Source organism: Streptomyces sp. CA189 (assembly GCF_056428985.1).
In genome coordinates this window covers 156563-176825 of the sequence record NZ_JBWJVM010000012.1, presented here as the reverse complement: position 1 = coordinate 176825, position 20263 = coordinate 156563, and the positions used below count along the sequence as shown (strand labels likewise).

Here is a 20263-nt window from a genome sequence, read left to right as displayed (position 1 = left end):
GTCGCCGCCGAACTCAACGGCCGACCACGCAAAACGCTCGGCTGGGAAACCCCAGCCGAGCGCCTGCATAAACTACTCGCCGCCTAACACAAACGATCACGTGTTGCGACGATCCCTAGAAACCGCCGAGGAGTGCGGGGGGCTTTCTCGTACTTCCGGGGTACTAGCCCTGCCAGCTGCGCGGGCCGCGGAAGCCGGGGGTGCGCTCCAGGCGGCGCCAGCCGGCCTGGGAGCCGACGGCGGCGGCCGGGGCGTACTCGGGGGTGGCGGCGGCGCGGGCGAGCAGGATCGCGGTGATCGCGGCCAGCTCCTCGGGCTCGGCGTTGCCCTTCTCTACCTTCAGCAGGGTGCCGTTCGCGTTGCTCATCGGTGGCAGTTCTCCTTCGACGTCTACTGGGGCGGGTTGCCGTGCTTGCGGGACGGCAGGTCGGCGTGCTTGTTGCGGAGCATCGCGAGGGCGGCGACGAGGACCTCGCGGGTTTCGGCGGGGTCGATGACGTCGTCGACGAGGCCTCGCTCGGCCGCGTAGTACGGGTGCATCAGCTCGGCCTTGTACTCCTTGACCATGCGCGCGCGCATCGCCTCGGGGTCTTCGGCGTCCGCGATCTGCTTGCGGAAGATGACGTTGGCGGCGCCCTCGGCGCCCATCACGGCGATCTCGTTGGTCGGCCAGGCGTAGGTGAGGTCGGCGCCGATGGACTGGGAGTCCATGACGATGTACGCACCGCCGTAGGCCTTGCGCAGGATCAGCGAGATCCGCGGCACGGTCGCGTTGCAGTACGCGTACAGCAGCTTGGCGCCGTGGCGGATGATGCCGCCGTGCTCCTGGTCGACGCCCGGCAGGAAGCCGGGGACGTCCAGGAGGGTGATGATCGGGATGTTGAACGCGTCGCAGAGCTGGACGAAGCGCGCCGCCTTCTCGGAGGCGTGGATGTCCAGGACGCCGGCGAGGTGGCCGGGCTGGTTGGCGACGATTCCGACGACCTGGCCGTCCATCCGCGCGAGCGCGCAGATGATGTTGCGGGCCCAGCGCTCGTGGATCTCCAGGACGTCGCCCTCGTCGACGAGCTCCTCGATGACCTTGAGCATGTCGTACGGGCGGTTGCCGTCGGCGGGCACCAGGTCCAGCAGGACCTCGGACCGGCGGTCGGCCGGGTCGCTGGTCTCGTGGACCGGCGGGTTCTCGCGGTTGTTGGAAGGCAGCATCGTGATGAGGTAGCGGACCTCGGAGATGCAGGTCTCCTCGTCGTCGTACGCGAAGTGCGCGACGCCGGAGGTCTCGGCGTGCACGTCCGCGCCGCCGAGGCCGTTCTGGGTGATCTCCTCGCCGGTCACCGCGCGGACCACGTCCGGGCCGGTGATGAACATCTGCGAGGTCTCCCGGACCATGAACACGAAGTCCGTCAGCGCCGGGGAGTAGGCCGCGCCGCCGGCGCAGGGGCCCAGCATCACCGAGATCTGCGGGATGACGCCCGAGGCCTTGGTGTTGCGCTGGAAGATGCCGCCGTACCCGGCGAGCGCGGAGACGCCCTCCTGGATACGGGCGCCGGCGCCGTCGTTGAGGGAGACCAGCGGGGCACCGGCCGCGATGGCCATGTCCATGATCTTGTGGATCTTCGTGGCGTGGGCCTCGCCCAGGGCGCCGCCGAAGATGCGGAAGTCGTGCGCGTAGACGAAGACCGTGCGGCCCTCGACCGTGCCCCAGCCGGTGATGACACCATCGGTGTAGGGCTTCTTGGCCTCCAGGCCGAACCCCGTCGCGCGGTGGCGACGCAGCTGCTCGACCTCCTTGAAGGAACCCTCGTCGAGCAGCAGCGCGATGCGCTCACGGGCGGTGAGCTTGCCCTTGGCGTGCTGCGCTTCGGTCGCCCGGTCACTGGGGCCGCGCCGCGCCTGCTCGCGCAGGTCGTGCAGCTCGGCCACACGCCCGCGGGCGTCCGTCGGCTCGCTCGGAATCTGGTCCACAACGGTCATGTAATGACCTTACGAAGCCGGACGGGAAAAACCCTCCGTCGAATCCACACAGTGTCGGGTGTCTTCCGCTGTCCGGCCCGGACAGAACCAGTGCGGGATCGGCCGGGCCCACCAGGCAGGACGTTGGTCCTTTGTGGATATCTGACAAAACTCCCGCCGAGGAAGCGCCAAGGCACCACCAAGCCGGCGCCAAGCCGCGCGCAAGAAACCCAGAGGTTGAAATTTAAACGGAATGGGTCTAGCGTCTCTGTTGTTGAAAGTTCAACGAGTGCCGGACATCGAGCGGCACCCCTACCAAGGAGAAGCCATGGGTCTCTTCACCCGCCGCACGCAGGACACCGCCAACGCCGCGACCGCCGTCGCCACCCTCGACGTGGACCCGGCCCTCGCCGCGCTCACCGGCGACTACGTCATCGACGCCTCCCACAGCAGCATCGGATTCACCGTCCGCCACGCGATGGTCACCAACGTGCGCGGCACCTTCGCCGACCACGAGGGCACCCTGCGCCTGGACGGCTCCGACCCCTCCCGCTCCACCGCCTCCATCGACGTGAAGATCGCCTCCGTCGACACCGGCATCGGCGACCGCGACGGCCACCTGCGCTCCGGGGACTTCTTCGACGCCGAGACCTTCCCGCTGATGACCTTCCGCTCCACCGAGGCGCAGCAGCTCGGCGGCGACAAGTACCGCATCACCGGCGAGCTGACCATCAAGGACGTCACGCGCCCGCTCTCCATCGACCTGGAGTTCGGCGGCTCGGCCACCGACGTCTACGGCAACGAGCGCGTCGGGTTCGAGGGTTCGGCCGAGATCCTTCGCTCCGACTGGGGCCTGACCTGGAACGCGGCCCTGGAGACCGGCGGCGTGATGGTCAGCGACAAGGTGAAGCTGACCTTCGACATCTCGGCGATCAAGCAGGCCTGACCCCCGCCGGGGCCGGGATCAGGACGGTTCAACGCCGGGATCGGGCCCGGGGGCGGCTCAGAAGTCGCCCCCGCCGAACCCTCCGCCGTCGAAGCCGCCTCCGCCGCCGAAGTCCCCGCCGCCGAAGTCGGACGGGTTGAAGTCGGCCCCGGAGACGTCGCCCCCGTCGAAGCCCCCGCCGTCGAATCCGTTGCCGCCGCCGAAGTCGGAGGCGTAGGCCGGGCTGGACATCATCGAACCGAGCATCGTGCCCATGAGCAGGCCGGGCAGGATGCCGCCGCCGAAGTAGCCGCCGGCCCAGGGACCGTACGCCGGGCCGGCGTCGTAGTAGGGGCGTCGGCCGTGCTCGGTGTCGACGGTGCGGACCGCCGGGTCCAGGCCGTCGCGCAGCCGGACGGCATCCGCCGCGCAGACCGGGACGGTACGGGCGGCCCCGCCCGCCGGGGCCCAGGCAGCGTCCTCGGTGCTCGGGCCGTGGCGCGGATCGAGGAAGCAGGGTGCACGGCGCTCGGGCAGCGGCCGGCCCTGCCGGCGCGCGTCGAGGCGGGCCAGGGCGAACCGGCCGTCTTCGAGTGCCTGGGTGACCCCCTTGACCTCCTCCGGGTGCTGCACGGAGGCCATGATCTGCTTGGCCTTCTCGTACGAGTCGAGGCCCTGCTCGTAGTCCGCGCGCATGGCGTCGTCGGCTCCGGGCTCAGCGGGGTGGAAGTCGAGGCGCTCCAGCTCCTCGCCGAAGGCCGTGATGTCCTCGTCGACGACCACGCCCAGCCGGGCGATGGACTCCCGCCGGAGCTCTTCCTTCTTCTTGCGGTTGCGCTTGACCAGCGCGTACGCCCCGCCGCCGCCGACGGCGGCCACCACGCCGAGCCCGATCAGGGCGCCCACAGGGGCCCCGCTGTCGGTGCTCGCGGTGCCCCAGGAGGCCGGGGCCTTGCCCTTGGCCTGGGCGAGGGCCTGGTCCACGAAGGTGTTGAGCTCGGTGCTCGCGTCCGCCGTTCCGCCCGCCTTGACGGCGTCGACCAGGTTGCGGACCGCGTTGCTCGGCATGACGGCCTGGTCGGCGCCCGCGTTGAAGCCGTCCCCCAGCCGGATCGCGTAGAGCCCGGTGATGCCGGTCTCGGTGCGGACCGTCTTGAGCACGCTGGCGGCGGGGAACTCGGCGGTGGCCGGCAGCACGGCTACGAACACCGGCTTCCCGGCGTCCTTGATCTTCTTCGCGAGCGCGTCCGCCTGCGCGGGCGGCAGCTGCGCCTCGGCGCGGGGATCCACGTAGACCGGGCCCTTCTTGAGGGCCTCCGCCACGGTGGTGGTCCCGTCGGCCGCCGACGCCTGCGGGGCGACCAGGAGCGCGGTCGCGGACAGCGCCAGCAGCAGAGCGGCCAGCAGCGATCCAAAAGGTACGGATATAAGCCTGGTCCTCATACCCATGACGCTACCCGAACGGGCGAAATGTTGGGTAAGTGGAACATAAGGGACATCGACCTTGCCGTCTCACCCCGCCGCAGCGCGGCGAGACGGCTTCCGCCGACTACTCCGCCGGCTCCACGCCCGCGTGGAGGAGGCCGTAGGTGAAGGCGTCTTCCAGGGCCTGCCAGGAGGCCGCGATCACGTTCGGGGCGACGCCGACCGTGTTCCATTCGCGGGTGCCGTCCGTCGTGGTGACCAGGACGCGGGTCGTGGACGACGTGCCGTGTGCGCCCTCCAGGATGCGGACCTTGTAGTCGATCAGCTCGAACTTGGCGAGCTGGGGGTAGAAGCGCTCCAGGGCGACCCGCAGCGCGCGGTCCAGCGCGTTGACCGGGCCGTTGCCCTCCGCCGTCGCGACGATCCGCTCGCCCTTGGCCCAGAGCTTCACCGTGGCTTCGTTGGCGTGCGTGCCGTCGGGGCGGTCCTCGACGATGGCCCGCCAGGACTCGATGCGGAAGTACTTGCGCGCCCGGCCCTCGGCCTCGGCGCGCAGCAGCAGCTCGAAGGAGGCGTCGGCGGCCTCGTACGTGTAGCCCTGGAGCTCCCGCTCCTTGACCCGCTCGACCACCCGGGAGACCAGCGCGCGGTCCCCGCCGAGGTCGACGCCGAGCTCCTTGCCCTTGAGCTCGATGGAGGCCCGGCCGGCCATGTCGGAGACGAGCATCCGCATGGTGTTGCCGACCCGCGCGGGGTCGATGTGCTGGTACAGGTCCGGGTCGACCTTGATGGCCGAGGCGTGCAGGCCCGCCTTGTGCGCGAAGGCGGACACGCCGACGTAGGGCTGGTGCGTGGAGGGGGTGAGGTTGACGACCTCGGCGATGGCGTGCGAGATCCGGGTCATCTCGGCCAGGGCGCCCGCCGGGAGGACCGTGCGGCCGTACTTGATCTCCAGCGCGGCGACGACCGGGAAGAGGTTGGCGTTGCCGACCCGCTCGCCGTAGCCGTTCGCGGTGCACTGCACGTGGGTGGCGCCCGCGTCCACGGCGGCCAGCGTGTTCGCCACGGCGCAGCCGGTGTCGTCCTGGGCGTGGATGCCCAGGCGGGCGCCCGTGTCGGCCAGTACGGTCGCCACGGTCGCGGTGATCTGCGCGGGCAGCATGCCGCCGTTGGTGTCGCAGAGGACCACGACGTCGGCGCCCGCCTCGTGGGCGGCGCGTACGACGGACTTCGCGTACTCGGCGTTCGCCCGGTAGCCGTCGAAGAAGTGCTCGCAGTCGACGAAGACCCGGCGACCCTGGGAGACCAGGTGGGCGACGGTGTCGCGGACCATCTCCAGGTTCTCGTCCAGGGTGGTGCGCAGGGCGAGCTCGACGTGCCGGTCGTGGGACTTGGCGACCAGGGTGATCACCGGGGCGCCGGATTCCAGCAGGGCGCGGACCTGCGGGTCGGTGGCGGCCGAGCCGCCCGCCCGGCGAGTCGCGCCGAAGGCGACGAGCTGGGCATGCTTGAAGTCGATCTCCGCGCGGGCGCGGGAGAAGAACTCCGTGTCGCGGGGGTTGGCGCCGGGCCAGCCGCCCTCGATGAACCCCACCCCGAAGTCGTCCAGGTGCCGGGCGATCGTCAGCTTGTCCGCGACCGTGAGGTTGATGCCCTCACGCTGGGCACCGTCGCGCAGGGTCGTGTCGAAGACGTGGAAACCGTCATCGGGGCCCGAAGCCGGCGCAGTCGGCTCGGTCGCCTCTGTCGTCGTCATGCTGATCTGACTCCTGTCGGATGGGTGGTTCCGGATGCCCGCCCTCGGGCAGGCCGACGCCACTGCCCCCATCATCGCGCGCTGCCCGATCCCGGCATGTTCGTGGCCGGAAAACGAAAAAACCTCTCGCGGGTGCGAGAGGTCTGCGCGCGGGTCTGGGGCACGGTGGCCGCCTCCGCGAAGTTCTTCCGCGGCTCAGCGGCCACTGGGGACCGGCGCGCTGCTGTCCATAATCATGAGCTGAGCAGGCACGTCGGCAGTCTGCCATACCGCATGCCGCGGGTGGACGGGGATCTCAGCATGCGGGCACACCCGTCCGCGGGGCGGGCGGAGCCGCCGGGCGGCTCCGCCCGGCGGACGGTGCGGGCCGGGTCGCCGGCTCAGACTCCGGCCCCCGGGGTCAGCGCCTCACTGAGGAACTCGCCGACGTGGTCGAGGATGTCGCCCCGCCCTATCCCGGGCAGGCCGACGGCGACCTGGATGCTGAACCCGTCGAGCAGGGCCCGCAGCCGGGCCGCGAAGCGGTCCGGGTCGACCGGGCGGAACTCTCCGCGCGAGATGCCCTCGGCGAGCAGGGCCACCAGGTCGCGGTGCCAGGCGCCCTCGATGGCCCCCTGGCGGTCCCGCTCCCCCGGCCCCGCGTTCTGCGAGCGGTTCCAGACCTCCAGCCACAGCGTCCAGTGCGGATCCCGGGGGCCCTCGGGCACGTACAGGTCCACGTACGACTGCAGGCGCTCGCGCGCCGGGCCGCGGCGGGACAGCAGGGCGCGGCGGCGGGTGCCGAGCGCCGCCTCGCTCCACTCCAGGGTCTGGAGCAGGAGCTCGTCCTTGGTGCGGAAGTAGTAGAGGAGGTGGCCGCTGCTCATGCCGACCTGACGGCCCAGGCCGGCCATGGTCAGACCGTCCAGGCCGCGTTCGGCGATGGTGGCCATGGCGGCGACCAGTACGTCCTCGCGCGGCGGCGCGTTCTTGCGCGCGGCACGTACCTCACCCGCCACCATGGCCCACTCCTCGTCCCGGCCGCCCTCTCGGGTCAGACCTTCGGCTGCTGCTGGGTGATGCAGTGGATACCGCCACCCCCGGCGAAAATCGTACGTGCGTCGACGAGCGTCACGGTCCGCTCGGGGAACAGACCGCGGAAGATCTCCGCCGCCTCCTCGTCGCGCGGGTCGTCGAAGGCGCACAGGACCACGCCGCCGTTGCACAGGTAGTGGTTGATGTAGGAGTAGTCGACCCACTCCCCGTCCTCTTCCAGCACGGTCGGCGCCGGGATCTCCACGACCTGGAGCTGCCGTCCCTGCGCGTCGGTGGACGCGCGCAGGATGGCGGCGATGGTCTTGCCGCGCTCGTGGTCCGGGTGGGCCGGGTCGGGCTGGCTGTGGACCATGACCACGCCGGGGCGGGCGAAGGCGGCGACGATGTCCACGTGACCCTGGGTGCCGTAGGTGCCGTAGTCGCCGGCCAGGCCGTACGGGAGCCAGATCGCCTTGGTGGTGCCCAGGTGGGCGTGGATCTCGGCCTCGACCTGCTCGCGGGTCCAGTCGGGGTTGCGGCCCTTGCCCAGCTGCACGGTGTCGGTGAGGAGCACGGTGCCCTCGCCGTCCACGTGGATGGCGCCGCCCTCGTTGACCAGCGCGGTGCTGTAGGTGCGGGTCCCGACGATGCCGGAGATCTCGCGGGCGATCTTCGAGTCGTGGTCCCAGCGGGCCCACTCCTGGGCGCCCCAGCCGTTGAAGGTCCAGTCGACGGCGGCCAGTTCGCCGGCCTCGTTGGTGACGAAGGTCGGGCCGATGTCGCGCATCCAGGCGTCGTCGAGCTCGCGCTCGACCAGCTCGATGTCGTCACCCACGACGGCGCGGGCGCTGTCTGCGTCACCGGGCGAGACGACGAGGGTCACCGGCTCGTACGAGCGCACCGCGCGGGCGACGGCGCCCCATGCCTCGCGGGCTTCGGCGAGCTCCTGCTCGTTGGTGAAGGTGGGGTTGGGGCTGGGCCAGGCCATCCAGGTGCGCTCGTGGGGCGTCCACTCGGCGGGCATCCGGAATCCGGCGTTCACGGGCGTGGTGTCGGTCATGGCAGGGAGGTCCTTAAAGACTGTGCTGACGTACAAACTGTGCTGGTTTAAAGGAAGTACAGGCGGTTGAGGGAGACCGATTCGGCGGCTTCGGAGCACAGCGGTTCCCCGTCGAGGGAGACGAGTCCGCTGCGCGCGTCCACATCGACCGCGCCCACCCGGGAGTTGAGGAGCAGGTTCCCGGGGCCGATGCCCCGGGTGCCGCGGACGGCGACCCGGCGCCTGCGGGTCGGCATCTCGTCGCTGCCGAGGGCCGCCGCAGCGGCCGAGACGAAGGCGACGGAGATGTCGGCCGCGGTGGCCCCGTACGAGCCGAACTGCGGTCCGAGGACGAGCGGTTCGCAGGTGTCGGTGGCGGCGTTGGGGTCGCCGGTGACCCCGTAGGCCGGGAAGCCGGACTTGAGGACGAGCTGCGGCTTGGCGCCGAAGAACTGGGGGCGCCACAGCACGATGTCGGCGAGCTTGCCGACCTCGATGGAGCCGATCTCGTGGGCCAGGCCGTGGGCGATGGCCGGGTTGATGGTCAGCTTCGCCATGTAGCGCAGGACGCGGGCGTTGTCGTCGCCCTCGCCGTCGCCGGCCAGCGGTCCCAGCTCGCCCTTCATCTTGGCGGCCATGGCGAAGGTGCGGCGGATGGTCTCGCCCGCGCGGCCCATGCCCTGGGCGTCGGAGGAGGTGATGCCGATCGCCCCGAGGTCGTGCAGGAGGTCCTCGGCACCCATCGTGCCCGCGCGGATCCGGTCGCGGGCCATGGCGGCGTCGCCGGGGAGGTCCGGCTTGAGGTCGTGGACGGAGACGATCATCCCGTAGTGCTCGGCGACCGCGTCCCGGCCGAAGGGCAGGGTCGGGTTGGTGGAGGAGCCGATGACGTTCTCCACGCCGGCCATCTTCAGGACGTTGGGGACGTGGCCGCCGCCGCAGCCCTCGATGTGGAAGGCGTGGATGGTCCGGCCGTCGAGCACCCGAAGGGTGTCCTCGACCGAGAGGCACTCGTTGAGGCCGTCGCTGTGCAGGGCGACCTGGACGTCGTGTTCCTCGGCCACGCGCAGGGCGGTGTCCAGGGCGCGGGTGTGCGCGCCCATGTCCTCGTGGACCTTGAAGCCGGACGCCCCGCCCTCGGCGAGGGCCTCGACCAGCGGAGCCGGGTCCGATGAGGAACCGCGGGCCAGGAAGCCGACGTTGACGGGCCAGGCGTCGAAGGCGTTGAACGCGTGCTTCAGCGCCCACGGGGAGTTGACGCCGACGCCCCAGACGGGGCCGAACTCCTGCCCGATGATCGTGGTGACCCCGGACGCCAGCGAGGCCTCCATGATGCGCGGGGAGAGCAGGTGCACGTGGGTGTCGACGGCGCCGGCGGTGGCGATCATGCCCTCGCCGGAGACGATGCTCGTCCCCGTGCCGACCACCACGTCCACCCCGTCGAGGGTGTCGGGGTTGCCGGCCCGGCCGATCGCGTGGATGCGGCCCTCGCGGATGCCGATGGAGACCTTGCGGATGCCGAGCACGGCGTCGATGACCAGCACGTTGCTGATCACCACGTCGCAGGTGTCGCGTACGGCGGCGGCCTTCAGGTGCAGTCCGTCGCGGGCGGTCTTGCCGAAGCCGGCCAGGAACTCGTCCCCGGGCTTCTGCGAGTCGGACTCCACCCGCACGGTCAGCCCGGAGTCGCCGAGCCGGACCCGGTCCCCGGCCCGGGGACCGAAGACGGAGGCGTACTCGTGCGGGTCGATGTGCCGGCTACCGGGTGCGCAGTGGTCACTGTGCCTGGTCTGCTTGCTCACGCCTGGTCTCCGTCCGTGGCCTCGGCTTCGTCGGTCGCCGCGCTTGCGTCGGTTCCGTCGGTTGCCGCGCTTCCGTCGGTTCCGAGGTAGCCGCAGGCGGCCGCGCGGCGCAGGGCTTCGGCCTTGGCGCCGGGGGCGTCCAGCGGTCCGTCGACCAGCCCCGCGAAGCCGATCGCGACGCGGTCCCCGCCGATGGGGACCAGGCCGACCTCGCCCTCGCCGTGCGGGTCGAACCGTACGGACGAGCCCGCCGGCACGCACAGCCGCATGCCGTACGCCGCCGCGCGGTCGAAGTCGAGGCGCGGGTTGGCCTCGAAGAAGTGGAAGTGGGAGGTGACGCTCACCGGCACCGGGGCGGTGTTGCGCACGCGCAGGTGGACCACGGGCTCCGGCTGGGGGGCTCCGGGGCCAGGCACGACCGCGCCCGGGGCGTCCTCGCCCAGGCCGACGGCGCCCCGGATCGGGGACGAGACCACCGCGAGGCGGGATCCGTCGTCGAAGACGGCCTCCACGTGCACCTCGGTGACCACGTCGCTGACGCCGGGCAGCACATCGGCGGGGCCCAGCACGGAGCGGGCCTCCTCGATGGCCTCCGCCAGCCGCTTGCCGTCGCGCGCGGCCTCGCAGACCGTGTCCGCGATGAGCGCGGTGGCCTCCGGAACGTTGAGTTTGAGCCCGCGGGCCCGTCGGGCCCTGGCCAGTTCCGCGGCACTGCGGAGAAGCAGACGGTCGCGCTCCGTAGGGGTCAGCCGCACGCCGATCCACCACCCTTCGAGTCGATGGGTTAGAGCATCACTCTAACTCTTCATTTCTCTGCAATGAAGCATTGACCTGAGACCAGGGCTTAGGTCACATTGAGTGTCGCTCAAACAGTGCACTGCCACCCCCCGCCCTGCCAAGGGAGTCCCCCCATGCCCATCGAACAGCGCGGAGTCGACACCATCCCGGAGGAGGAACGGACGAGCGGTCCCCGTGACCTGATCTCGATCCTCCTCGGCTCCAATCTCTGCCTCGGTGTGATCGTCTTCGGCTGGCTGCCCCCGTCCTTCGGACTGGGTCTGTGGCCGTCGGTCACCGCCATCGTGACCGGCACCCTCGTCGGCATCGCCTTCACCGCGCCGCTGGCGCTCGTCTCCCTGCGCACGGGGACCAACCTCTCCACCTCCAGCGGCGCCCAGTTCGGCGTCCGCGGCCGGCTCGTCGGCTCCGTGGTCGGCCTGCTGCTCTCCCTCGGCTACACCGCGCTGACCCTGTGGATAGGCGGCGACGTGATGGTCGGCGCCCTGTCCCGGCTCACCGGACTGCCGGACACCGGCCTCTCCCGGGCCGTGATGTACGGCGTGCTCGCCGCGTGCACCGTCGTCGCGGCCGTCTTCGGCTACCGGCTGCTGCTGCGCATGAGCAAGGTGCTCTCCATCGGCATGGTGCTGCTGCTGGCCGTCGGTGTGTTCGCCTACGCACCCGACTTCACCAGCGCCGCCCCGCCCGACACCGCGTACCTGCTCGGCTCCTTCTGGCCGACCTGGCTGCTCGCCGCCGTCGCCGCCGGGCTCAGCGGGCCCGTCGCCTTCATCACCCTGCTCGGCGACTACACCCGCTACGTCTCCCCGCGCCGGCACAGCTCCCGCAAGGTGCTCTGGTCCACCGGACTCGGCCTGCTCGTCGGGCTGCTGATCCCGCAGCTCTTCGGCACCTACACCGCGCTCGCCGCCCGGGCCGGCGCCGAGTACGCCGGTCCGCTGGTCGACGCCGCGCCGTTCTGGTACCTGGTCCCGCTGCTCGTCGCCGCGGCGGCCGGATCGATCGGCAACGCCGGGCTGATGCTCTACTCCATGGGCCTCGACCTCGACGCCATCGTCCCCAGGGCCACCCGCACCACGGCCACCGTGATCGCCGCGGCCGTGGCCACCGCGTTCGTGTTCGTCGGCTCCTTCTCGTGGGACGTCCAGGCCGCGATGACCTCGTTCGTCCTGCTGCTGACCGCGATCGGCACCCCGTGGGCCGTGATCACCCTCATCGGCTACGTCCGCTGCCGCGGCCGCTACGACGCCGAGGCCCTCCAGGTGTTCAACCGCCGCGCCAAGGGCGGGATCTACTGGTTCCACGGCGGCTGGAACATCCCGGCCACCCTCTCCTGGGCCGTCGGCGCGGGCGTCGGGCTGCTCGCCGTGACGACCCCGTTCTACGAGGGCCCCCTGCTGGCCCTGACCGGCGGCGTGGACTGCTCCTTCGTCCTCTCCGGCCTGACCGGCGGCCTGGTCTACGCGGCCCTGACCGCCCGCACGGCCCCCGCCCCGGCCCCCGCCCCGGCCGCGGAGGCCGTCGAGGAGTCCGTGGCCGCCTGAGCCACCCCGTACGCCCGGGTTCCCCGGTTCGGACTCCGTGTTCAACCATCCGGCCTGCGGCGGCGTCTACCGGTACAGCGGTGGCCGAACAGGACGCGGCCGCCACGGACGACACGGGGAGACGTCGTGGAAGAGCTCGCATACGTGGCGGGAAGGATCGTCAAGGGGGTCGCGGGCCTGGCCTACGCCTTCGGTGACACCCTGGTGGGCCTCGGCCCGGACGGGAAGGACCAGGAGCGCAAGAAGAAGCGCGAGGGCGAGGCGGACGAGGAGCGCTGACCACGCCCCTCCCGCCGCCCCTCACATCCGGAACACCCGAAGGCCCCCCGCGTATCGCGCGGGAGGCCTTCGGGTCGTTCGGGGCGGGGCGGACTAGCCGAGCGGGTGCATCCACCCGTGGGTGTCGGCCTTGTGGCCGGTCTGGAGGTCCAGGAGGGCCTTGCGGAGCTTCATGGTGACCGCGCCGGGCTCGCCGTCGCCCTGGGTCCAGTTGGCGCGCTCCGACTTGACGGAGCCGACCGGGGTGATCACGGCGGCGGTGCCGCAGGCGAAGACCTCGGTCAGGGTGCCGTTCTCGTTGTCGCGCTTCCAGTCCTCGGTGGTGATGCGGCCCTCCTCGGCGGTGTAGCCGAGGTCGCGGGCGATGGTGAGGAGGGAGTCGCGGGTGATGCCGGGGAGGAGCGAGCCGGTGAGCTCGGGGGTGACGATCCGCTGTGTTCCATCCTTTTGCCCGTACACGAAGTACAGGTTCATCCCGCCCATCTCCTCGATCCAGCGGTGCTCGACCGCGTCGAGCCAGACCACCTGGTCGCAGCCGTGCTCGGCGGCCTGGGCCTGCGCGACGAGCGAGGCCGCGTAGTTGCCGCCGGTCTTGGCGGCGCCGGTGCCGCCCTTGGCGGCGCGGACGTACTCCTCGGAGAGCCAGACGGAGACGGGCTTGACGCCCCCGGGGAAGTACGCGCTGGCCGGGGAGGCGATCACGATGAAGAGGAACTCGTTGGCCGGGCGGACGCCGAGGCCGACCTCGGTGGCGAACATGAAGGGCCGCAGGTAGAGCGAGGCCTCGCCGGAGTCCGGCACCCAGGCGCGGTCCTGCTTGATCAGCGCGTCACAGGCGGCGATGAACAGCTCGGTCGGCAGCTCCGGCATCGCCATCCGGCGGGCGGAGGACTGGAAGCGCTCGGCGTTGGCCTGCGGACGGAACGTGGCGACGGTGCCGTCGGGCTGCTTGTAGGCCTTGAGCCCCTCGAAGATCGTCTGCGCGTAGTGCAGGGTCATGTTCGCCGGGTCCATCGACAGCGGCGCGTACGGGACCAGCTCGGCGTCGTGCCAGCCGCGGCCCTCGGTCCACTTGATCGTCACCATGTGGTCGGTGAAGTGGCGGCCGAAGCCGGGGCTCACCAGGATCGCGTCGCGCTCCGCGGCGGACAGGGGGTTCGAGGAGGGCTTCAGCTCGATCGTGGGCGTCGTCGTCATGAGTGCTTGTCCTTCACCGGTTTTGTAGGGCGGACCGCGCTCACGGCGTACTAGGACGTCCGAGCTTCCCCGTATTCCACGGCCTCGCGTTCGATTATCGCGCGCGAGGGGGGCTTCGGTGAAACGGGGTGAATGCGGCCCAGGGGAGATGGTGGCACCCGGGGCCGCACAGGAAAAGCCGCCGGGTGCGGTGGTCGCGACCCGGCGGCTTCCTTGAGGTGGGGCTACCGGGTCAGCCGGCTACTCGCGCGGCGAGGGCGTCGCCGATCGCGTCGGTGGAGCGGAAGGTGCCGTCGCGCTCGGCCAGGTCGGCGGAGACCGCGTCCTCGATGCGGGCGGCCTGGGCCTCGTAGCCCAGGTGACGCAGCAGGAGGGCGACCGAGAGGATCGTCGCGGTCGGGTCGGCCTTGCCGGTGCCGGCGATGTCCGGGGCCGAGCCGTGGACGGGCTCGAACATGGACGGGAAGGCGCCGGTCGGGTTGATGTTGCCGGAGGCGGCCAGGCCGATTCCGCCGGTCACGGCGGCGGCCAGGTCGGTGAGGATGTCACCGAAGAGGTTGTCCGTGACGATGACGTCGAAGCGCTCGGGCTGGGTGACGAAGAAGATCGTCGCGGCGTCGACGTGCAGGTAGTCGGTGGTGACCTCGGGGTACTCCTGGCCGACCTTGTCGAAGATGTTCTTCCACAGGTGACCGGCGTAGACGAGGACGTTGTTCTTGTGGACCAGCGTCAGCTTCTTGCGCGGGCGGCCGTTGGCACGCTCGTACGCGTCACGGACCACGCGCTCGACGCCGTACGCCGTGTTCAGGCTGACCTCGGTGGCCACCTCGGCCGGGGTGCCGGTGCGCAGGCTGCCGCCGTTGCCGGTGTACGGGCCTTCGGTGCCCTCGCGGACCACGACGAAGTCGATCTCCGGACGGCCGGCGAGCGGGGTGGCCGTGTTGGGGAAGAGCTTCGACGGGCGCAGGTTGATGAAGTGGTCGAAGGCGAAGCGGAGCTTCAGCAGCAGACCGCGCTCCAGGACGCCCGACGGGACCGACGGGTCGCCGATGGCGCCCAGCAGGATCGCGTCGTGGTGCTTGAGGGCCTCGAGCTCCGCGTCCGGGAGGGTTTCACCGGTGCGGTGCCAGCGCTGGGCGCCGAGGTCGTATTCCTTGGTCTCCAGCTTCACATCCTGGGGCAGGACCGCGGTAAGGACCTTGAGGCCCTGAGCCACGACTTCCTGGCCGATGCCATCACCGGGGATCACTGCGAGATTGATGCTGGTCGACATGGTGGAACCGTACTCCTTGTCCCATCCCTCAGACATATCGCGTCCACGATGTGGACGCGATATGTCTCGGTCCGGGGGTGCTCAGCGGCAGGTCAGTGACCGGTCGAGCCGCCGTTGTCGCGGCGGTCCAGCGCGCGCTGGAGGGCGGCGGCGGCGTTCTTGCGGTCCATGTCGGCGCCGGCGGAACGGCGGACGCGACGGGCGGTGGAGGAGGGGGTGGTGTGCGTCATGGTGATCGACTCCTTGAGATCACGGCGTGGCGGGGCCACGGATGAGGGGTTCCTTCAAGGCGCCGGAAGAGGCGGGGAGCGGTGCGCGGCAGGGGTTGCCTGCCATGGGGCGCGCGCTCTCGACCGCCATTCGCCTGATCGGCGAGACGTTCGGCTTCTACAACGTAGGCCAGCTCCCGCTGTATGTCTCCGCAATTACTCGGACTTCCTACTATCTGAGACGCCGAACGCCCCGGAAGGCCCCCTTCCGGGGCTCCGGTTTCAGCCGCTTCCGGCACGGAGTTCCCTGATCAGAGCACGTACGGTGAGAGTGGCAGCGGATTCCGGTGTGGTGACGTACCCCACGCGCCTCACCGGCCCCTCCGGGCCCAAACCGGTGACGTCGACGGCTCCGGTCGCCTCCCGGAGGGACAGCTCGGGCATGATCGCCATGCCGAGCCCCCGTCCGACCATGGTCAGCACCATCGCGTCGTCCTCCGCCTTGACGGTCGCCCGCGGGATCCAGTCCTGCGCCAGCCACCAGGCGCGGGTGTAGGAGCCGCAGTTCTCGTCCCAGTCCATCAGGGGCAGCGCCTTCGGGTCGGGGTGTCCGGCCGGGTGCACCAGGGCGTACGCCTCCTCCACGAGCACCCCGCTCAGCAGGCCGGGCGGCAGGCCCTGCGAAACGCCCAGGGTGGCGATGCCGAGGTCCGCGCGGCCCGCGGCGACCTCCCCGGCCGTGCCGGCGCCGATCTCGCGGACCACCCGGACCTCGGGGCGGATGCCGGGGTGCCGGGCGGTGAGCCGCTCCAGGGCCGGTGGCAACAGGTGCAGGGCCGCGCTGCGGAACGCGGCGATCCGGAGCACGCCTTGCAGCGTCGCCGGATCCCCGGCCCGGCCCGCGCCGCGCGCCTCCGCGCCCAACACCTCGTAGAGCCGCAGGATCCTGCGGGCGTGGCCGACGGTCCGCTCCCCCGCCGGGGTGGGCGAGGCGCCGGTCCGGCCGCGCTCGAAGAGCACCGCGCCGAGCTTGGCCTCGCTGCCGCGCACCGCGTGCGAGACGGCGGACTGGGTGAGGCCGAGGGCGGCGGCCGCGGCGGAGAACCCGCCGGTCTCGGCGACGGCGACCAGGATGCGCAGTTCCTGCGGGAGGAGCTCGGCCACGACCGCTCTCACCTCGTTCTATGAGCGTCATTCATGGATGTGCGGCTTCCATGAACGCAACCCCCTGCCCGGCCCGCCGATTCCCTCCTAGCGTCCTCGCCATGACCACGAACACCGCCCGCGCCGTCCACCAGGCCGCCCGCCCCACCGGCTTCCCCGCCGCCTCCGACTTCACCTACGTGGAGACACCCGTCCCGGAGCCGCGCCCCGGCACCGCCCTGGTGGAGAACCTGCTGCTCTCGGTGGACCCGTACCACCGCGGGCTGATGGACGGCGGCGAGGACGGCTTCGAGCTCGGCACCCCGCTGGAAGGCCGCTCGGTGGGCCGGGTCACCGCCTCCCGCGATCCGGGCCTCGCGGAGGGAGACCTGGTCTTCCACCGCGAGGGCTGGCGCACCCACGCCCTCGTCACCCTGGGCGTCGGCGGCACCCGCAAGCTGCGCGGCCACGAGGGGGTCCCGCTGGAGGCGTACCTCTCGATCCTCGGCGGCACCGGCCTGACCGCGTACGCCGCCCTGACCCGCACCGCGGCCCTGCGCGAGGGCGAGGACCTCTTCGTCTCGGCCGCGGCGGGCGGGGTCGGCACGGCCGTCGGCCGGATCGCCCGGCTGCTCGGCGCCCGCCGGATCATCGGCAGCGCGGGTTCGGCGGCGAAGGTCCGCCACCTCACCGGGGTCCTCGGCTTCGACGCCGCCTTCGACTACCACGACGGGCCGGTCGGCGAGCAGCTCGCGCAGGCCGCGGCTGCCACGGGGGGCGGCATCGACGTCTACGTGGACAACGTCGGCGGGGACCACCTGGAGGGGGCGATCGACGTGCTGCGCGAGTACGGCCGCATCGCCTGGGTCGGCGGGATCTCGATGTACAACGGCGACCGCTCGCCCGCCGCGCCCCGCAACCTCTTCGAAGTCGTACACAAGTCACTCCGCCTGGAAGGCGTATTGGTTCGAAATCACACCAATCTGCAGGACGAGCTGGAGGACTTCCTCGTCCCACATCTGCGCAGTGGCCGGATCGGCACCGACACCACCGTTGTACAGGGCTTTGACCACACGGTGGACGCCTTCCGGGGCATGCTCCGCGGAGAGAACCTGGGCAAAATGCTCGTCCGGATCGACGTCTGAATCCGGCCACCCGGATGTTCACCGACTTCTTACCGCACGGCTGTAGACCTTTGGCTCGACTACCGCCACTCTTGCCGTCAATGTGCCAGCGGGGCACTTGAGTTGGAGGCGAGCAGCCAGTGACACCTATCAGCCGCAGAGGATTCGTGGGAATCGGCGCCGGGCTGATGGCAGGGGCGGCCCTGCCCGCGATCGCGCCGACCTCGGCGGCCGCGGCCGCCGCGTCCGGCACGATCACCGACGTGAAGCACGTGGTGATCCTGATGCAGGAGAACCGCAGCTTCGACCACTACTTCGGCAAGCTGAAGGGTGTCCGCGGTTTCGGCGACCGCGCGGCCGGCAACATCCCGGGCGGCTGGGGCACCTTCAACCAGCCCAACTGGGGCGGCCGCCAGTACCCGTGGAAGCTCAGCTCCACCCCGCCGGCCGGCGGGGTCGACGGCGAGACCCTCGCCCAGTGCAGCGGCGACCTCCCGCACAGCTGGACCTCGCAGCACGCGGCCTGGAACAAGGGCCGCATGGACAACTTCGTCACCGGCGTCGGCAACACCCGCACCCTCGGGTACCTCGACCGCGGCGACATACCGTTCCACTACGGCCTCGCCGACAACTACACGATCTGCGACGCCTACTTCTGCTCCACCCTGAGCGCGACCGGCCCCAACCGCACCTTCCTGTGGAGCGGAAAGATCGACGCGGGCAGCAAGGACGGCGGCGAGGAGTCCGGGCTGACCTGGGAGACGTACGCGGAGGCCCTCCAGCGCGCCGGCATGAGCTGGAAGGTCTACCAGAACGCCCAGGACAACTACGGGGACAACGGGCTCGCCTACTTCAAGAAGTTCACGGACGCCAAGCCCGGCAACCCCCTCTGGGACCGCGGCATGGGCTCCGTCCCCAAGGTCACCGGCTCCACCCCCGACGACATCGCCGCCGCCATCCGCGCGGACGTCGTCGCCGGCACCCTCCCCCAGGTCTCCTGGGTCGTGGCGAACGAGGCCTTCTCCGAGCACCCGTACGCCCCGCCCGGCGACGGCGCGCACTTCGTGGACCTGGTCTACCGCGCGCTCTCGGCGAACCCGGAGGTCTTCGACTCCACCGTCCTCTTCCTCAACTACGACGAGAACGACGGCTTCTTCGACCACGTCCCGCCGCCGATCGCCCCGCCCGGCACCGCCGGCGAGTACATCGACGGCGTCCCGATCGGGCTCGGCTTCCGGGTCCCGATGATCGTGATGTCCCCGTGGACCCGCGGCGGCTGGGTGAGCTCCGAGGTATTCGACCACACCTCCGTGCTGCGCTTCATGGAGAAGTGGACGGCCTCGCTCGGCACCCCCGCCACCTGTCCGAACATCAGCGCCTGGCGCCGCAAGGTCACCGGCGACCTGACGGGCGTCTTCGACTTCGCACACCCGCTCTACGGGGTTCCCGCCGGCCTCCCGTCCACGGCCGAGGTCATCGGCCAGGCGACGTGCGCGCCGATGCCCAACCCGGTGCCGCAGGACAACGCGCAGCCGGTGCAGGAGGCCGGGACGCGGCCCGCGCGCGCCCTTCCGTACCAGGTCAACGGGAACCTGGACCGCTTCGAGTTCGGGGCGGCCGGCAAGATCCTGGCGTGGTTCTCCATGACGAACGCGGGCGCCGAGGCGAAGCAGGCGGCGCACTTCTCGATCCACCCCCACCAGCACCGGGACACGGCCGCCTGGCAGTACACGGTGGACGCCGGCGCCACGTCGACGGACTACTTCAACATCGGCACGGGCAGCGGCTCCGGCAAGTACGACATCTCGATGTACGGGCCGAACCGCTTCCTGCGGCGCTTCATCGGCGACGCGTCGAAGGCGGGCAAGTCGATCGAGGCCGCCTCCCGCTTCGCGGTGGAGCCGGGCACCGGCAAGACGGCGCTCCACCTCAAGATGACGAACGCCTCGGCCTCGCCGGTCACCTTCACGATCCGTGCGAACGCCTACCGCACGGACGGCCCGTGGACGTACACGGTGCCGGCGAACTCCTCCCGCGAGGACTACTTCAACGCCGTCGCCTACAACAACGGCTGGTACGACTTCACGGTCCTCGCCGACTCCGACGGCACCTGGTCGCGCCGCTACACGGGCCACATCGAGTCGGGCGCCCCGAGCATCAGCGGCAGCTAAAGAACGTCGCCGTCGCGCCAGTCGAAGGACAGCGGCCCGGCGGTGGGATCGAGCAGCACCCCACCGCCGGGCGGCGTCCACACGTACGTCGACCCCTCCTCCTCGGGCAGCCGCTCGGGCCCGCCGGGCCCGAGCACCCCGATCTCCCCGCCCCACACCCGCCAGCCGCGGCCCGCGTACAGCCGGGCCCCGTCGGCGGAGGCGCTGAGCGCCCCGAGCGCGTAGGCCCGCCCGACGACCCCCTCGACCGCCTCCATCACCAGCCCGCCGAGCCCGCGCCGGCGCCGGTCGGCCCGTACGGCCACGGCCTCCACGTACCCGGTGCGCAGCGCCCGGCCCTGATGCAGCACCCGGCGCTGCACGACGCTCCCGTGCGCGACGAGCTCCCCGCCCTCGTACACCAGCACGTGCATCCCGCCCAGCGCGTGCTCGAAGTCCGCGTCCCCGAACTCCCCCTCGAAGGCCCCGTCGAGCATCTCCCGCACCCGCCGCAACTCCCCGTCGGCCAGCTGCGAGGTGTGCCGCAGCACGGTTTCCCGTACGGCGGCCGCGCCCTCGCCCACACCCTCGTCACCCATCCCGGGACCGTACCAAGCGGGCTCCCCCCA

The 20263-nt window shown here is 71.2% G+C and carries 18 protein-coding genes; 5 read left to right on the top strand and 13 right to left on the bottom strand.

Annotation, left to right across the window (positions count from 1 at the left end):
- Window positions 1-163: 163 nt before the first annotated feature.
- The gene (locus AC061S_RS13090; protein ID WP_327304361.1) at window positions 164-367 is read right to left on the bottom strand and encodes an acyl-CoA carboxylase subunit epsilon; all 204 of its coding nucleotides are present in this window, start codon (window positions 365-367) and stop codon (window positions 164-166) included.
- A gap of 23 nt (window positions 368-390) precedes the next feature.
- Entirely contained in the window at window positions 391-1974 is a 1584-nt protein-coding gene (locus tag AC061S_RS13085) for an acyl-CoA carboxylase subunit beta (RefSeq protein WP_385380693.1), read from the bottom strand.
- A gap of 307 nt (window positions 1975-2281) precedes the next feature.
- On the opposite strand from AC061S_RS13085, the gene AC061S_RS13080 reads away from it, so the two are divergent.
- Window positions 2282-2899, top strand: coding sequence for a YceI family protein (locus AC061S_RS13080; RefSeq protein ID WP_478686073.1), 618 nt, complete (start codon window positions 2282-2284; stop codon window positions 2897-2899).
- Window positions 2900-2956: 57 nt separating this feature from the next.
- Here AC061S_RS13080 and AC061S_RS13075 read toward each other — a convergent pair whose 3' ends face one another.
- The 6 genes from AC061S_RS13075 to ureA form a co-directional block, all read right to left on the bottom strand.
- On the bottom strand, window positions 2957-4321 hold the full coding sequence (locus AC061S_RS13075) for a hypothetical protein (RefSeq protein WP_478686072.1): 1365 nt from the start codon (window positions 4319-4321) through the stop codon (window positions 2957-2959).
- 106 nt (window positions 4322-4427) lie between these two features.
- On the bottom strand, window positions 4428-6059 hold the full coding sequence (cimA, locus tag AC061S_RS13070; protein WP_478686071.1) for a citramalate synthase: 1632 nt from the start codon (window positions 6057-6059) through the stop codon (window positions 4428-4430).
- Between the two features lie 380 nt (window positions 6060-6439).
- Window positions 6440-7060, bottom strand: a complete 621-nt coding sequence (locus tag AC061S_RS13065) for a TetR/AcrR family transcriptional regulator (RefSeq protein WP_478686070.1) — start codon at window positions 7058-7060, stop codon at window positions 6440-6442.
- Window positions 7061-7092: 32 nt separating this feature from the next.
- A complete protein-coding gene (locus AC061S_RS13060) occupies window positions 7093-8133 on the bottom strand; it encodes an agmatine deiminase family protein (RefSeq protein WP_478686069.1) in 1041 nt (346 codons plus the stop codon).
- Between the two features lie 47 nt (window positions 8134-8180).
- A complete protein-coding gene (locus AC061S_RS13055; protein WP_478686080.1) occupies window positions 8181-9863 on the bottom strand; it encodes an urease subunit alpha in 1683 nt (560 codons plus the stop codon).
- Between the two features lie 47 nt (window positions 9864-9910).
- On the bottom strand, window positions 9911-10669 hold the full coding sequence (gene ureA / locus AC061S_RS13050) for an urease subunit gamma (protein ID WP_478686068.1): 759 nt from the start codon (window positions 10667-10669) through the stop codon (window positions 9911-9913).
- A gap of 156 nt (window positions 10670-10825) precedes the next feature.
- Between ureA and AC061S_RS13045 the strand changes: the two genes are divergently transcribed.
- A complete protein-coding gene (locus tag AC061S_RS13045) occupies window positions 10826-12259 on the top strand; it encodes a cytosine permease (protein WP_478686067.1) in 1434 nt (477 codons plus the stop codon).
- Window positions 12260-12385: 126 nt separating this feature from the next.
- The gene (locus AC061S_RS13040; RefSeq protein ID WP_478686066.1) at window positions 12386-12538 is read left to right on the top strand and encodes a hypothetical protein; all 153 of its coding nucleotides are present in this window, start codon (window positions 12386-12388) and stop codon (window positions 12536-12538) included.
- Between the two features lie 93 nt (window positions 12539-12631).
- Here the strand turns inward: AC061S_RS13040 and AC061S_RS13035 are convergent, their stop codons facing one another.
- The 4 genes from AC061S_RS13035 to AC061S_RS13020 all read right to left on the bottom strand — a co-directional run bounded on the left by AC061S_RS13035 (window position 12632) and on the right by AC061S_RS13020 (window position 16381).
- Window positions 12632-13735, bottom strand: a complete 1104-nt coding sequence (locus AC061S_RS13035; RefSeq protein ID WP_478686065.1) for a branched-chain amino acid aminotransferase — start codon at window positions 13733-13735, stop codon at window positions 12632-12634.
- A gap of 232 nt (window positions 13736-13967) precedes the next feature.
- Window positions 13968-15008, bottom strand: coding sequence for a 3-isopropylmalate dehydrogenase (locus tag AC061S_RS13030; RefSeq protein ID WP_250742445.1), 1041 nt, complete (start codon window positions 15006-15008; stop codon window positions 13968-13970).
- Between the two features lie 92 nt (window positions 15009-15100).
- Window positions 15101-15238, bottom strand: a complete 138-nt coding sequence (locus tag AC061S_RS13025) for a hypothetical protein (protein WP_478686064.1) — start codon at window positions 15236-15238, stop codon at window positions 15101-15103.
- A 261-nt stretch (window positions 15239-15499) separates the two neighbouring features.
- Window positions 15500-16381: a LysR family transcriptional regulator gene (locus AC061S_RS13020; RefSeq protein ID WP_478686063.1), complete on the bottom strand. Its 882-nt coding sequence runs from the start codon at window positions 16379-16381 to the stop codon at window positions 15500-15502.
- A gap of 101 nt (window positions 16382-16482) precedes the next feature.
- On the opposite strand from AC061S_RS13020, the gene AC061S_RS13015 reads away from it, so the two are divergent.
- The gene (locus AC061S_RS13015) at window positions 16483-17505 is read left to right on the top strand and encodes an NADP-dependent oxidoreductase (protein WP_478686062.1); all 1023 of its coding nucleotides are present in this window, start codon (window positions 16483-16485) and stop codon (window positions 17503-17505) included.
- 119 nt (window positions 17506-17624) lie between these two features.
- Window positions 17625-19655 carry a phosphocholine-specific phospholipase C gene (locus AC061S_RS13010; protein WP_478686061.1) on the top strand — a complete coding sequence of 677 codons (2031 nt, stop codon included), beginning with the start codon at window positions 17625-17627 and terminating at the stop codon, window positions 19653-19655.
- Here AC061S_RS13010 and AC061S_RS13005 read toward each other — a convergent pair.
- Window positions 19652-20233 (bottom strand): GNAT family N-acetyltransferase, encoded by a 582-nt coding sequence (locus AC061S_RS13005; RefSeq protein ID WP_478686060.1) that lies wholly within the window; start codon window positions 20231-20233, stop codon window positions 19652-19654. The two genes, AC061S_RS13010 and AC061S_RS13005, sit on opposite strands and share 4 nt — an antisense overlap.
- Window positions 20234-20263: the final 30 nt, after the last annotated feature.